The following is a 15,252-nucleotide window of genomic DNA, read 5'->3' on the forward strand; positions in this document are numbered from 1 at the left end:
CTACTTCACCTCACCTGTGATCTCATTGAGCAAGGAGCTGTCCATTGTAAAACGGTGAGAATTTCCTGGGAACTGCTGTGCCTTCACATCTGCACAATACTTAGCAATCGCATCCTTGGTAATCTTCCCTACTTCCGCATATTTTTTAACAAAAGCAGGAGTAAATTCCACGCCATATTGCAGTATGTCATGGTAGACTAGTACTTGTCCGTCACATTCAGCACCAGCACCAATCCCAATAGTAGGAATAGATAATTGATCTGTTATATGCTTTGCTAATTGATATGGTACGCACTCTAATACAATACTAATTGCACCTGCTTTTTCAAGATTATTCGCATTTGTAATCAGTTGCCTTGCTGAATCTCTATCTTTCCCCTGTACACGGTATCCGCCTAAAACATTAACTGATTGCGGTGTTAAACCTAAATGTCCAATTACAGGTACTCCGGCCATTGTTAATCGCTCAACCAGTTCCAAAATCAGCGGAGAAGCACCTTCCACTTTTAGCGCCTGAGCATTCGTTAGTTGCATTATTTTTTGTGCATGTTCCATCGCTTTTTCTAAAGATAAGTGGCAGGACATAAACGGCATATCTATTACAACAAATGTAGACGGTGCACCGCGTGTCACTGATTTTCCGTGATGGATCATATCTTCCACTGTAACTTCAATGGTAGATTGATAGCCAAGAACGACCATTCCAAGTGAATCTCCAACTAACAGCATATCCACTTCTGCCTGTTCGGCCAATTTCGCCGAAGGAAAATCATAAGCTGTGACCATCGTAATTTTCTCATTATTTCTCTTCATTTCTTTGAGTTGTATTGTTGTTTTCAATTTATTATTGCTCCTTACCAGTGAATTTCTGCACTATAGATCTTTTCTACGATGTTATCTGCTGTGTTTACGAGTAATGCACCATCATCGGTGATTCCCTCTATAGTTGCTTCAAATGATTTCTTCGGCATCTTTATATAAACTCTTTCACCTAACTTATAAGCATTACTGGTCCATTTATCTTTGACGTAAGAGAAGCCACACGCTTGAAATTCTTGATAATTTGTTTCAAAATCTGCTAATAATTGCTGAATGAGCCGAATTCTATCCCATTTATACTGTGTCTGAGCCGCTAATGAAGTCGTTTTATTCTGTATTTCCTCAGGGAATAAGTTTATCTCCTGATTCACATTAAGGCCGATACCAATTATCATATATTCTATATGATCTAATTCTGCCTGCATCTCGGTTAATATTCCGCAAAATTTCTTTCCATCCATAAATAAGTCATTGGGCCATTTTATTTTAATTGGAAGATCTGCAAACTTTCTTATCGTATCAACGAGAGAGGTCGCTGTGAATAATGTCATTTGTGAGGCATGATATGGAGCCATTTCCGGCCTTATTATCATACTCATCCAAATTCCGTCATCGTGATGAGAGACCCACTTTCTATTAAGTCTTCCTCTTCCCTTTAACTGTTTGTTTGCAATGATCGTTGTACCATTCTCTGCACCTTCTCTTGCTAATTGATGGGCTATATCCTGCGTGGAATCCACTTCATCCTTAAAAACAAGCTTTTGTCCTAACCACTTTGTTTGCAGATCCCATTTTAATGTTGTTTCATTAACTGCTAAAGGGTGTGACAGCAGACGATATCCTTTTTTCGGGACAGCCTCAAACTGGTAGCCATCCTTTTTCAGTTCATTTATATGTTTCCAGACAGCAGTTCTTGAAATTTCAAGTTTCCTTGACAGTTCCTGTCCCGATATAAACCCTTCATCACATTGTGCTAATATATCAATTAGTTGGTCCCTCTTTGTCTCTTTCATCCATTACCCACTCACTTATCATTTTTCTATCATTTTTCAGTTGTCCATTTATGACCGATTTTTCCACTTCAGTCAGTAAATCTTTAATCCAATTACCTGGTGTACGTTCAGGAAATATTTCCAGAACATGGTTACCTTTGAATGCCAGTTGGCTTCTATTGCTTATTGGAAGTGCTGCTTTCATTTCATAGATTTCTTTTTCAGAGACTGCGGATTTATATAGTAAATTGTATAGCAAAACAAATTGATTCAACAGATCTTTTGGCAGGTTATAAATCGCCCAATTTTTTTCGCCATTTTTCCACGTATTTATCGCTTCCATTAACTGAATGCTTTCTCTTTTGGTCATATTGGATAATTTCCAGGAGTTTGTCCATTCACTAACTGAAACTTCCGGCTGGGATATTGTTAAATAGGCGATCATTACAGAAAAGGTAGGTAATGGTTCTTTCAATTGTTTAATCTTCTCCTGAATCGTCCTATTTTCTGCAATAACTGGCAAATAATTATATAATCCTGTGTAAAATAAAATATCGATACACTTAGAAAAGAACTTTCCAGACAGAAGTTTTTTCCATTCATCTGCAATTCGTTCCATGGAAATATGAGAAAGCAAGGAGGCGTTTCGTTTTATCGCCTCCATTGTCTTTTTTTCTATCGAGAAACCTAACTGACTGTTAAAACGGATAGCTCTCATCATTCTCAATGGATCTTCACTAAAACGTTCATTTGCATTACCTACAGTTCGGATTATTTGTTTTTGTATATCAGTAGTCCCATCAAATGGGTCAATGATAGAGAAATTGACATCCATCGCTATGGCATTAAAAGTAAAATCTCTCCTTGCCAAATCTTCTTTAATATCCATAACATATTGAACTTGATTGGGATGTCGGTAATCTTCATAATCGCTTTCTTGCCTAAAGGTTGTGACCTCATAAGATTCATCTTCGTATTGAACAAGTACCGTTCCGTGTTTAATACCAGTAGGAATGACTTTTTCAAAAAGATTCATAACTTCTTCTGGACGGGCTGAGGTGGCAATATCAATATCAGAAATATGTCTACCTAGCAAATGGTCTCTAACTGCTCCTCCAATAATATAGGCTTCATATTGCTGTTTTATAAAGACCTGAATTAATGGACGTGCCTTTTGAAATGCACTTTCATTCATTTTCTTCACCCAGTGCTTTATAATAAATCAGCTCATAATCTTTCAGGATCATTTGCGAGGAAAAATTTTGCTTCACATATCTGCTTGCGTTTTCTTTTAGCTTATTCATTTGATTAGGATCTGATAATAACCATATTATTCGATTTGATATACTGTATATATCCCCCAGCTCCTCGATATAACCTGTTTCGCCATTTTTGATTACTTCAGGTATTCCGCCTATGTTTGTACCGATACATACCACACCGCACGACATTGCCTCTAATAAAACAAGACCAAAACTTTCCTTTTCAGACAATAATAATTTGATATCAGCCATAGACAATAATTGCGGTATGTTTTTTTGTTTCCCTAAAAAGTGCACTTTCTCTTCCAAATTTAATCGCTGGACAAGTTCAACAATGTTGTTATATTCCGGTCCGTCCCCAACTAGCAACAGACGGGAAGGAACCTGTTTATTAACAAGGTTAAAAGCTCGGACAACATCGTCTACACGCTTAACTTTTCTAAAATTAGATATATGTATTAGTACTTTTTCATTTGAATCAATGCCATATTGCTGTTTTAAACTTGTTTCATTTTTTTCTACATACTCTTTTTCATTTATAAAATTATATATAACCTTGATATCTTTCGTCACACCAATCATTTCCTTTGTTTGATTGACAAGACTCTTCGAAACAGCAGTAACTGCGTCCGATTCTTCTATCCCGAAACGGATCATTTTTTTCATGCTGGAATCAATACCTAGCACCGTTATATCTGTCCCATGTAATGTCGTAACAATTCTCACCGGGTGTTTTGCCATTTGTTTCGCCAGTAAAGCGCAAATTGCGTGAGGCACTGCATAATGTGCATGTATAATATCCAGCTTATTTGCATCAATTACCTCTGCCATTTTTGTTGCAAGTGCCAAATCATAAGGTGGATATTGAAAGACAGGGTAATGATTCATCTCCACTTCATGATAATATATATTTGAATCAGATAAATCTAATCGAAATGGCACGCTCGATGTAATAAAGTGGACCTCGTGCCCTTGTTTAGCAAGCATCTTTCCTAATTCTGTAGCAATAATCCCAGATCCACCGACTGAAGGATAACAGGTTATACCTATTTTTAACATAAAAAAGTCCTTCCTCTTTTTACTTATTGAACATTTCTCCAATCAAATAAACCTTCGTCTAAAGCACGTATCATGACTTCGGCTCCACCGAGGTTCGTTACTAGTGGAATCTGGTAAACGTCACAAAGACGGATTAATGCGGTAATATCAGGTTCGTGAGGTTGAGCGGTTAATGGATCTCTAAAAAATATAACGAGGTCCATTTCATTATTGGCTATTTTAGCACCAATTTGCTGATCTCCGCCAAGTGGACCTGATTGAAAACGTTCAACAGGTAGTCCTGTTGCTTCATGAATTCTCATTCCTGTTGTTCCTGTTGCATACAGCGTATGTTTTTCTAATATGGAAGAATATGCTGTAGTGAAATTAACCATATCGTTTTTCTTTTTATCATGTGCAATTAATGCTATCTTCATTTCATTCACCTACTCTAAGATATTTTCTAATCCATAAACTAATAAATCCAGTTTCATCACCTGATCAACAGCTAACTTGACTCCTGTCATAAAGGACTCTCTATGAAAAGAATCATGCTTTATTGTTAAATTCTCCCCTTTTGCACCGAAAACTACTTCTTGATGTGCTACTAATCCTGGCAGACGCATACTGTGAATTCTCATACCATCAACGTCTGCTCCACGCGCACCTTCTATTGTTTCCTTCTCCTCCGGATGTCCTTGCTTTTTCGGTTCTCTTACTTCTTTTATCAGTTGAGCTGTCTTAACAGCAGTTCCCGATGGGGCATCTAACTTGTTATCGTGGTGCTTTTCAATAATTTCAACATCAGGAAAATATTTAGCAGCCCATTTAGCAAATTGCATCATTAGAACAGCTCCCAATGCAAAATTTGGAGCAATGATCACACCAATTCCCTTTTCTTCAGATAATTCTGTTAATTCATCTAATTGATCCTCAGTAAAACCAGTCGTTCCAACAACAGGCCTAACTCCATTTTCAATTGCAGTCTTTGTATGTAGATAACCATATTCCGGTGTTGTCAAATCGATTAACACATCCGCTTGCACATTATCCAGACAATCTTGAATATCCGTAAAAATTATTGCATCAAGTGATGTGAAATCAGCTACCTCGTTAATCTTTCTTCCCTCAAATTTATGATCGAGACATGCAACCAGTTCCAAGTCGTCTTGTCTTTCTATCATTTTTAATGCTTCTGACCCCATTTTACCCCGTGGTCCAGCCACAACTACTCTAATTTTATTCATATGAAAATAACCCCCTATTCTTTCTTTGTCCATCTGTTCTTATCTCTTGTTTCAATCTTTTCCATTGTACGGTCAAATGCCTCATCTAAAGAGATATTTTGAGAATTAGCAAAACTGATAAGAACAAACAGTAAATCACCAAGTTCTGCTTCGATGGAATTCTCTTCTTCCGTCGCCTTTTTAGGCTTTTCCCCATACGTATGATTCACTTCCCTGGCCAATTCGCCAACCTCTTCTGTAAATCTTGCTAGCATACTTAATGGAGAGAAATAACCTTCTTCAAATTGAGAGATAAAATCATCTACTCTTTTTTGCATATCCGATACACTGTCTTTATTATACATCGTAAACCCTCCTCGAACAAAGTATAACATTTCAAATTGTAATGTTTCATTTTTTTATTATTGCGACGTAAGAAATTAATGAATATAACAGAAAAAGACAGATGTAGTAACATCTGTCTTTTAATCGTCATTGGATAGAAAGAACATTGCTGCAAAACGGATTAGTTCTGCTAATGCAACCAATGCAGCAGCCACATAGGTAAGTGCGGCAGCATTTAACACTTTCTTAGTTTGACGTTCTTCATTGTTTCTGATAATTCCGGAGGATACTAATTGCGCCATCGCCCTGTTGGATGCATCGAACTCCACTGGCAGGGTCACCAGCTGGAATAAAACAGCAAACGACATAAAGATTACACCAATTAGTACTAAGTTCATTTGACCTAAAATAAAACCCGCAATAATAAAGATGAACGACATCTTATCACCCAGGCCAGCTATTGGCACTAAACTGTGGCGGAAACGCAAAAATGCATAGGATTCAGCGTCCTGGATAGCATGTCCTACTTCATGTGCTGCGATTGCCGCAGCAGCAGCTGAATATCCATGATAGTTATCACTAGATAATCGAACAACTTTCTTTCTCGGATCATAGTGATCAGAGAGTACACCTTTTATTTCTTCTATTCTTACATCGAATAGTCCATTATCATCTAATATTTTTCTTGCAACTTGTGCACCTGTTACCATGTTTGAATTCATTACTTTTGAATACTTTTTATAGGTGCTCTTTACTTTACCTTGTGCCCAAAGTGGAACTAATATTAGTATTACTAAGTAGATTAAATATCCCAACTTTTTTCATACCTCCATATAATATCTTTCTAAGGTCAATTTTAGTCAAAAACAGTCGAATTGTCAATTTGTATGATTAACACTTGATTCAGCTTTATACCGCACCCAGCCAACATACGATAAAGTTAGAAAAATAAAACCTATAACTATAAACATGAGCCACTGTGAATATGATTGAAACTGGCTATTTTGAATGGTTTCTAAATTAATTAAGGACATTTGATTAAAAACACTTTGCAACTCACTGTGCTGCTCCTCAACGTTAATATGCCCAAAATTGATAAACATCAACTCTAACTCATTGTATTCTTCTTCTGGTAAATACATACTTAATACAGGGGAAATAACCTCCCACCTGTAAACTATTTCGTCTGTCTGCTTTTTATCAATGGATTTCTCGGTAAGTATCGTGTGAATATTCGTTTCAAGGTCGCTTTTCCATCGATGCCATAATGGTGCATCTGAGTTGATTAAAGCGTCATACATTACAACGAGCTGCTGGGCCATTTTGGATTTCTCGGTTACCGTTATATTCTCTTTAAGCAGATGCTCCAAATTATTATTAATAAGTACTTCTAAATTTTCCACCCTTGCCGGCTGTGTTTTCTGTACAGATGTAATCAAACTATCTTCGATTTGCTCCAATTTTTGAATTGCTTGTGGATATCTCTGTTCCTGTACATAGCGTTCAAATGTGTAAAGTTCATTCGATGTTGTGTTTGCTTGAACTGCGAGAGGAATAGTTTGATGAAACAAGCAAATAATTATAATGAAGAAAATGATAGAGTTTATACGCACAGATATCCCTTCTTCCATACTTCTTTTAGATAATGTATGAATGAAAGAACAAAGATATTCCACTTGTTAAGGTGTTTCAGCTATATCGTACTTTTGTTTTCTGTAAATTGAAACATAGTAAACGGTAAGAATACAAATAATGCTCAACCAAAAAGTAAAATATCCGATATGATCCGAATATTCAGTTAAACTGCCATAAACAGGCATCATTCCATAAACATAATCGATGATCTCATTATGTAATACAAAAAGAGCCGCAAACGATAAATGCCTTAACTTTATTTTGTATAATGGAGAGTACAGCAATGCCTGAAGTGCCATTGCACCATGAGAAGCCATTAACATATATCCCTGCCAACTAAGTGTCCCACTGACATTAAATGTCAGCAAATTCATGACTACCGCCCATATTCCGTATTTTAAAAGTGATACAAACGCTAACGCCTCAATAACCGGAACATTTTTACCTTTCATATAAAAATACAAAAAGATTGTAAAAAACAGACTCGCTGTGGGACTATCCGGGACAAATAAAGTAAATATCAGCGGGGTATCCATTAACTGTGGCAAATACCAGTAATATCCGTATATGGTCCCAATTAAGTTGATAATAAAAACAATCATGATTATTTGCGGGTGAAACAATAGTCCTTTCATCTTATACGTCCTCTCTTAACATGTGGCATATCAGTCGTTATTCCGGAAACTCTTTTTTATCCGATTTCACTTCTCCTATGTAAAAACCCTCGTCATTTTATGTGACGAGGGTTAAGTATGAACCTACTCTTGTTCATTTACTGAAACTATAAATTCAGCCAGCTGTTGTAATTCTTCTTCAGTACCTTGGAACTGATCTGGCGGCATATTGCCGATACCATTTACTGCAATGTCTTTAATTTCATCAACACTTCTTTCAATACCAATTAGGCTAGGAGCAGCAGGACCACCTTCTAACTCACCACCATGGCATTGTAAACAACTGTTTTCATATGCCGCATAACCAGGATGGCTTGTATCAATCTCCACCGTACTAGGCGGCTCAGGTTTATTGTTTTCTGCCTTTGCTTCCCAGTCAACGTGAGCAGCTGCTTCATATGTTAACCAGAACACAGCAACAAACGATAAGATCATAAGAGAAGTGGCAACTGGTCGTTTATGCGGTCGGCGTTCTTTTCCTTTATCAAGGAATGGAGCAAGAAATAGTGCACCGAAAGCTAAACCAGGTATAACAATCGCACCTAACACAAAGTAAGAAGCACTTGCAAATTTATATTTCAATAATTGATATAAAAATAAGAAATACCAGTCAGGCAATGGCAGATATGCTGTATCAGTCGGATCAGCTAACTTCTCTAAAGGCGCTGGGTGTGCAACAGTTAAACAGAGAAAGCCAACAATAAACACCGCGCCCACCAGCCATTCTTTTAATAAAAAGTTTGGCCAAAATGCTTCCGTTCTGCCTGGATATTCCGAATAGTCTTTTGGAATAAATTTTTGTTTATCAGCGGTAACACGAGAGTCGCCGACAAACTTCATCCCTTTACCTTTTTTCACTGCAATCCCTCCTTTTTACTAAATTCTATAGCGGGCCAGAAATCCCTTGTTTACGGATCATAATAAAGTGAATTCCCATGAGTACAAATAATGCCGCTGGCAAGAAGAAAACATGAATCGCAAAGAAACGAGCCAATGTTTGAGCACCTACGATGGACGGATCACCATTAAGTAAAGTTTTTGCCATTTCACCAATAAATGGTACACCTTCAGCAATTTGAAGGGTAACAACTGTTGCGAAATAAGCCTTATTATCCCATGGCAATAAGTAACCGGTTAAACCAAGTGCAAGCATAACAAAGAATATTAATACACCTACCATCCAGTTTAACTCACGCGGTTTCTTATAGGCACCTTGGAAGAAAACTCGCAATGTATGTAAGAACAACATAACAATAACCACACTAGCTCCCCAGTGGTGCATCCCTCTAACAATTTGTCCATGTGCTACTTCTGTCTGCAAGTAGTAAACAGAGCGCCATGCATTTTCAATATCCGGAACATAGTACATTGTTAAAAACATTCCAGATAATACTTGGATGACCGTAACAAAAAACGTCAAGCCTCCAAAACAGTATACAAAAGCAGAAAAATGATGTGCAGGGTTTACATGCTCAGGTACTTCGTGATCAGCTATATCACGCCAGAGCGGTGTAATGTCCACACGTTCATCAATCCAATCATACATTTTCTGTAGCATTGATTAAACCTCCTCCCGTGGAACTGGTTGTCCAAGATATAAAGTACCGTCCTTTACTTCATATTCAAATAAATCTAATGGCGCATCAGGTGGCGTATTCGGTACATTCGTTCCGTCTTTTAAATAACGGCCATCATGACAAGGACAGTAAAATTGATCTGGATAGTCTTCATTCCCTGCCCAGTTCACCTGACATCCTAAATGTTTACAAACAGGTGATAATGGTACAATTTCATCATTCTCATTTTTATAAACCCAGGCACTATGTGTTACATCAGACGTATACCAAGCATCCACTTGTTCCACTGTCCACTCAAATCTTTGCGGTTCAGTTGTAATTTCTGATACATCAGCTACTGCTTGCATATCACCGCCAGCTGATGCTTTTAGTACCGGATCAATCGCAAAACGAACCATTGGAGCAAGCATGCTTGCTGCCATAAAGCCTCCCACCCCAGTTAAAGTATAATTTAAAAATTGGCGACGGGAAACTTGTTGTTTTTTCTCTGACATCATTTACCCCCCTCTACACATATTCCGACATCATGGTTTTATAATCTCTTATTATACTAGGACATTACTATGATAGCGTAAACTTAAGCTAGGGTCAATAAATTCTCCATTTAATTTATGAATTCTATTTTCCCATCTGTCATATCAGAGTACTCTCTTTAGAAGATATACAGACTTCCCAACATAAAGCTCCATTTACTGAATAACAGTTCATTGCCAAAATGAGCGTATTAATTCACTTACCTGGCTTTTCTGATCCATTATCCATTTTTTGGTCACTTCTGACTGGTAATCTTCAATCATCGAAGCCGGCAGCCACAATAATGTTCCATCCAATCCCTTTTCTTCTTTTTTCCATTTTAAATCAAATGTTAAAAAGAACTTATGCTTAAAATCTTCTCCGAACATTAACTCTGTCCATTGATTAATCCTTTCCTGTTCCGCTTCGTACGATCCCTCGGAAAAATATGTATATACAGGACTTAAAAGTACCCTTCCAGTAAAGTTTCTTTCAACCTCTTTTGCTATAATTTGAATTGTTTGTTGATAATTAGCAAATTTGATTGCATCTGTTTCATTAGATAAGTTTAAAGGAACCAGTGGTATACAAACCGTATCAACGTATTCCTTTGATTTAAAATATGTTTTCAAATCAATTGTATCCCATTTCATAACATTTCTCTCCCTACTATCATTCATTGCAGGACCCCATAAAGAAGGTCCAGAATCTTGTTAAACGGTGACAAAATAGAAAAACCGAATCTCACTGTTTCCATGAAATTCGATCAGTATATTCCTTTTCTAATTATACTTATTTTTATACATAGTTTCCAGTTTGTTTAATCTTGATGCATATTCATTAAATAAACTTTCATTTCTTTCATCAAGTGCCATGTTTATTTTTTCTACTATTTTCTGCTTTCTAAATTCATATAAAGTATAATTGAGCCAGTTGTCAACTTGTTTTTTATCCCGTTTAGAAAGAAAATAATCATCTGGTATGAAAGGGTTGTCTTCCAGTACCTTCATATACTCGACACTTTGGTTTGAATTTTTAAAATTTAACTGAATATAGATCGGCTCTTTGTTATGCAGTCTGATATCATGAAAAGATTTATCTGCATCTGTTGTAACAATATGTTTTTTATAAAAACGAAACGCAATTTCTTTCGAGCAGTGGGTAGAGATAATCATGGCTCTGGGACAAAAACGTGCTTCGAGTACAAAGTGAACATTTGACAGCACTTGTTCATGATTCATCAAGTAATTAAGTATCCATACACTTTCCCGTTTTTTTAATTGAAAGTTACCTAGAAACCAGTGTATAAATGATTTCTTATCCTTCACTTTTATGGATGTTTCCAAAATCCAACTCCCCTCCATTCCTATTAGAGAGTACTATCTTGATTTCTTAACCGCTCGAGATATTGTTCTACTTCAAAATCGGCTGGTTCCATCTTTATATATTGATCAAATACATTGACTGCCTCTGAAATCCTCCCCTCTTCTACAAGGAAATAACCAAAGTCACGAAGAAAGTCTATATCTTTATCCATTTTATTGTATGCATTTTGGTATGCAATTAATGCATCATTATATTGTTCTTCTTCATTATATGCTTTAGCAAGTTCCCAATGAAAAATACCATCCAGCTGGTTAATATCAACTTTATTTACCAGTAAATCAATGAGTCGTTCAAATTCTCCCTCATTCTTGTATAACTCAATTAAAAACAACAGCGCTTCATAATAATCCTGATCAATATGAATCGCTTCTTCGATTAACCGGTATGCGTCATCAGTTCTGCCTGTTTTGTGTAAAATTTTCCCGGCAACATACCACATTTCTTTATTATAAGGATCCATTTCCACACCAGTTTCAGCCATCTCAGCAGCTTCTTTCATTAACCCCTCTTCTTCATAAGCTTCGGCAAGATAACGGTAAACAGATGGGTACTCTAATTCTAATTCCAATAAATTTTCCCATGTTTTTATAGCAATTTCATATCTTTCTGATTTGTATGCAAGGAATCCATATCTAAATAACAATTCAGGATCATCTGTCTTTAGATTTTGAAAATGAGTTAAAGCTTGCTCGAAATCTCCATTCAGCGCATAAGCCTCAGCAAGCCTTGCCTGTATATTTATCCCTGCAAATTCATCTGTTTTGCTGATTAATTTTTCAAAGTATATGACAGACTTATGATATTCTCCGATAGAAAATAAAAATTCGCCTAAAGCAAAATCGATAACCGGTTCCTCCGGAGACATTCTTTTCGCTTCAATTAACTTATTTTCCGCTACTTCGAATAAGCCCTGAGACTGATACAAATCCGCTAACTGTAATAATGCCTGAACATAATTTTCACTCGATGGATCTATCTCATTAAGTAGAGTTATTGCCTTTTCATCTTCGTTATCATTGATAAAGATATCTGCCAGCAATATTTTCGCTTCTGCATTGTCTGGCTCTAGTTGAATGATATCTTCCAGGAGAATCCTTGCCTCTTCCTGTACACCTAATTCAATATAAATTTGGACAACATCAAATTTTTCATTGATATTGCCTTCCTTCGCGGAACTCTGTAATAGTTTTAAAGCTTCTTCCATCTCACCTTGATGGATTAAATCAATTGCTACTTCTATTTGTTTCACAGGCTACCACCTCTCTAACAATCAATTGCCCGTTAATCATGTTACATATTATCGAACTTTTCATTGATAAGCAACTATGAAAATTATCCTCTCTATTGAAAAAGTCATGAGTTCTTTAACTCATGACATATTTCTTTTATTGTAATAATTTATCCAGATCTTCAAAGAATGTCGGATAGGAAACGGCAATACACTGTTCATCATTTAATTCTACTTTTTCATCAATCAATAAAGATGCAACAGATATCATCATACCGATTCGGTGATCTCCGTAGGAATTCGTCTCCGCACCCTTCAACCGGGCATTCCCCTGGATGATCATACCATCACTTGTTGGCTCAATTTCTGCTCCAAGAGCTTTTAATGTTTGGACTACAGACTCGATTCGATCCGTTTCTTTAAATTTTAATTCTTCAGCATCTTTTATAATAGTAGTACCTTCTGCTTGTGTTGCTAAAAGCGCAATCACAGGGATTTCATCAATAATTCTTGGAATAATATCTCCCTCAATTGTTGCAGCTTTGGGCTTAGATGACTTAACCACAATGTCACCAATCGGCTCACCGCCAATTGTCCTTTTTTCTTTAATTGAAATATCTACATCCATTAGTTCTAATACATCAATTATACCTGTTCTGGTTGGATTTAAACCTACATTTTCAATCTTTACTTCACTGTCTTGCGTAATTGCTGCAGCCACTAAAAAGAATGCAGCAGAAGAAATATCGCCTGGAACTTCAATATCACAGGCAGATAATGGCTGATTACCATTAACTGTGACAGCGTTCCCTTCTACTGCGATATCCGCCCCAAATGCTTTTAACATATTTTCAGTATGATCTCTTGTTTTGGTATCTTCAACAACTGTTGTCTTTCCATCTGTTAACAGCCCGGCCAGCAAAACACCAGACTTTACTTGTGCGCTTTTCATTGGTGTATTGTAATGAATAGGCTTTAGGTTGCTTCCTCTTACTGCAATTGGCAAAAACTTACCATTTCCTCGCCCGTCTATTTTTGCCCCCATTTCTCTTAGTGGATTCGTTATACGATCCATAGGACGTTTTGTCAAAGAGGGATCACCGTATAATGTAAAGTGATATGGTAAGGCTGAGAGAATACCCATCAGGAGTCTAGCTGTTGTACCTGAATTACCTAAGTTTATCGGTTCCATCGGCTCTTTTAGCCCTTTAATACCATCTGATTCTACAACAACAGTTTGATTGTTACGTGTGATTTTCACACCCATTGCTTCAAATGCTTCAATTGTAGACAAACAATCCTCCCCAGCTAAAAAGTTAGTAATTGTCGTCTTTCCTTTCGCTAGTGACCCAAACATGACAGCACGGTGTGAAATTGATTTATCTCCTGGAACAGTTATCGTACCTCGTAACTTCTTTTCTTTAAAAGTCAAAGTTTTTGACACTCTAATCCCTCCTACTCCTCTATCATAGTTTCATACTTATTTTTCTTTAAGATAGCGTGACTAAGCTGCTGATCATTTTTGTTTTGAAAACTTAATCTTAAAACACCAGTGATACCTTCTCTTATTTCTAATATTTCGATATTATTGATACTTATGTCATGTTCTGCAAGTATCTCTACAACTTTCAAAAGTGCTCCTGGCTGATCAAATATGTCCACATAGACATCGTAATAGGACAGCATAGCTCCCTTCTTCTTGCTGTCAAGTCCATCCCGGTAGTCTTTAGCTTGTTCCAAATACAATTGGATTTGTTGTTTTTCACCAGTATCAATCATTGTTTTCAACTGTTGCATTTCCTCAATCCAATCAGATAGTAAATGACTCATCTTCTCTTTATTTTGAAAGAAAATATCACGCCACATTAATGGATTACTTGATGCTATCCGTGTTATATCACGGAAACCGCCAGCAGCAAGTTTTGGAATATAGGGATGTTTCGTTTGCCAATTACGGGCTTGATGGACAAGCGAAGATGCAATTAAATGAGGAAAATGTGAAATAACACTTGTCATTTCGTCATGCTCTTCTGAATCAAGTACTAGAAATTTACACTTCGTTGGTGAAAGTAATGCCTTTAATTTTTCTAACTGGGCTGATGTACTCTTTTTTGTAGGGGATAATACATAAATTGCATTTTCAAATAGATGTGCTTTGGCCGCCTGAATGCCTCTTTTATGAGATCCAGCCATCGGATGCCCGCCAATAAAAGTGATTTTATCAGAAGTTAAATCCTCTGCTGCTTTCATAATTTGTGATTTAACAGAACCTACATCGGAAACTAGTAACTCTTTCTCCAAGTCTATTTGATCAAGCTGATAAATAAGATCAACAGTAATGGAAACAGGAGCTGCTAAGATACAAATATCAGCTCGTCTTACTGCCTGGGAAAAATCCTCATATGTTTCATCAACAATACCATTCATCATACTGTAATCCAGTGTACTTTTGTTGGCATCATAACCTATAATATGTACATTTTCTATTTCTTTAATATTTAAAGCAAGCGAGCCTCCAATTAAACCAAGGCCCGCAATTAATACAGTTTCTTCCACT

18 protein-coding genes are annotated in these 15,252 nt (G+C 36.7%); all 18 read right to left on the minus strand.

Translation table 11 applies throughout. The features are described 5' to 3' along the window. Positions 1 to 840, minus strand: coding sequence for a 3-methyl-2-oxobutanoate hydroxymethyltransferase (gene panB, locus BMW36_RS01575; RefSeq protein WP_089738298.1), 840 nt, complete (start codon positions 838 to 840; stop codon positions 1 to 3). Positions 841 to 854: 14 nt separating this feature from the next. After that, the gene (locus BMW36_RS01580) at positions 855 to 1,832 is read right to left on the minus strand and encodes a biotin--[acetyl-CoA-carboxylase] ligase (RefSeq protein WP_089738300.1); all 978 of its coding nucleotides are present in this window, start codon (positions 1,830 to 1,832) and stop codon (positions 855 to 857) included. Continuing rightward, positions 1,801 to 3,006, minus strand: coding sequence for a CCA tRNA nucleotidyltransferase (locus BMW36_RS01585; protein WP_089738302.1), 1,206 nt, complete (start codon positions 3,004 to 3,006; stop codon positions 1,801 to 1,803). Before BMW36_RS01585 ends, BMW36_RS01580 begins: the two co-directional genes overlap by 32 nt. Next, a complete protein-coding gene (bshA, locus tag BMW36_RS01590; RefSeq protein WP_089738304.1) occupies positions 2,999 to 4,132 on the minus strand; it encodes an N-acetyl-alpha-D-glucosaminyl L-malate synthase BshA in 1,134 nt (377 codons plus the stop codon). Before bshA ends, BMW36_RS01585 begins: the two co-directional genes overlap by 8 nt. A 23-nt stretch (positions 4,133 to 4,155) precedes the next feature. Next, positions 4,156 to 4,548, minus strand: a complete 393-nt coding sequence (gene mgsA, locus BMW36_RS01595) for a methylglyoxal synthase (RefSeq protein ID WP_089738307.1) — start codon at positions 4,546 to 4,548, stop codon at positions 4,156 to 4,158. Between the two features lie 9 nt (positions 4,549 to 4,557). Further along, positions 4,558 to 5,358 carry a 4-hydroxy-tetrahydrodipicolinate reductase gene (gene dapB, locus BMW36_RS01600; RefSeq protein ID WP_089738848.1) on the minus strand — a complete coding sequence of 267 codons (801 nt, stop codon included), beginning with the start codon at positions 5,356 to 5,358 and terminating at the stop codon, positions 4,558 to 4,560. Between the two features lie 14 nt (positions 5,359 to 5,372). After that, positions 5,373 to 5,702, minus strand: coding sequence for a nucleotide pyrophosphohydrolase (locus tag BMW36_RS01605; RefSeq protein WP_089738308.1), 330 nt, complete (start codon positions 5,700 to 5,702; stop codon positions 5,373 to 5,375). A 120-nt stretch (positions 5,703 to 5,822) separates the two neighbouring features. Continuing rightward, entirely contained in the window at positions 5,823 to 6,497 is a 675-nt protein-coding gene (locus BMW36_RS01610; RefSeq protein WP_089738310.1) for a zinc metallopeptidase, read from the minus strand. A gap of 63 nt (positions 6,498 to 6,560) precedes the next feature. Beyond that, a complete protein-coding gene (locus BMW36_RS01615) occupies positions 6,561 to 7,295 on the minus strand; it encodes a sporulation protein YpjB (RefSeq protein ID WP_175480320.1) in 735 nt (244 codons plus the stop codon). Between the two features lie 66 nt (positions 7,296 to 7,361). Further along, positions 7,362 to 7,952: a lipoprotein heptaprenylglyceryl N-acetyltransferase LhaT gene (gene lhaT, locus BMW36_RS01620; RefSeq protein ID WP_089738315.1), complete on the minus strand. Its 591-nt coding sequence runs from the start codon at positions 7,950 to 7,952 to the stop codon at positions 7,362 to 7,364. A 123-nt stretch (positions 7,953 to 8,075) separates the two neighbouring features. Then, positions 8,076 to 8,849, minus strand: a complete 774-nt coding sequence (locus BMW36_RS01625; protein ID WP_089738316.1) for a menaquinol-cytochrome c reductase cytochrome b/c subunit — start codon at positions 8,847 to 8,849, stop codon at positions 8,076 to 8,078. 25 nt (positions 8,850 to 8,874) lie between these two features. Further along, positions 8,875 to 9,549 carry a menaquinol-cytochrome c reductase cytochrome b subunit gene (gene qcrB / locus BMW36_RS01630; RefSeq protein WP_089738318.1) on the minus strand — a complete coding sequence of 225 codons (675 nt, stop codon included), beginning with the start codon at positions 9,547 to 9,549 and terminating at the stop codon, positions 8,875 to 8,877. Positions 9,550 to 9,552: 3 nt separating this feature from the next. After that, entirely contained in the window at positions 9,553 to 10,062 is a 510-nt protein-coding gene (locus BMW36_RS01635; RefSeq protein WP_089738320.1) for a QcrA and Rieske domain-containing protein, read from the minus strand. A 210-nt stretch (positions 10,063 to 10,272) separates the two neighbouring features. Next, a complete protein-coding gene (locus BMW36_RS01640; protein WP_089738321.1) occupies positions 10,273 to 10,734 on the minus strand; it encodes a DUF2487 family protein in 462 nt (153 codons plus the stop codon). A 129-nt stretch (positions 10,735 to 10,863) separates the two neighbouring features. After that, positions 10,864 to 11,427 (minus strand): ReoY family proteolytic degradation factor, encoded by a 564-nt coding sequence (locus BMW36_RS01645; protein ID WP_175480321.1) that lies wholly within the window; start codon positions 11,425 to 11,427, stop codon positions 10,864 to 10,866. Between the two features lie 23 nt (positions 11,428 to 11,450). Then, positions 11,451 to 12,716 (minus strand): tetratricopeptide repeat protein, encoded by a 1,266-nt coding sequence (locus tag BMW36_RS01650; protein ID WP_089738326.1) that lies wholly within the window; start codon positions 12,714 to 12,716, stop codon positions 11,451 to 11,453. A gap of 136 nt (positions 12,717 to 12,852) precedes the next feature. Beyond that, positions 12,853 to 14,139, minus strand: a complete 1,287-nt coding sequence (gene aroA / locus BMW36_RS01655) for a 3-phosphoshikimate 1-carboxyvinyltransferase (RefSeq protein WP_245711551.1) — start codon at positions 14,137 to 14,139, stop codon at positions 12,853 to 12,855. A gap of 11 nt (positions 14,140 to 14,150) precedes the next feature. Then, positions 14,151 to 15,251, minus strand: a complete 1,101-nt coding sequence (locus BMW36_RS01660; RefSeq protein WP_175480322.1) for a prephenate dehydrogenase — start codon at positions 15,249 to 15,251, stop codon at positions 14,151 to 14,153. Position 15,252 lies beyond the last annotated feature (1 nt).

The sequence above is a fragment of the Gracilibacillus ureilyticus genome, from assembly GCF_900111195.1.
GTDB lineage: Bacteria > Bacillota > Bacilli > Bacillales > Amphibacillaceae > Gracilibacillus > Gracilibacillus ureilyticus.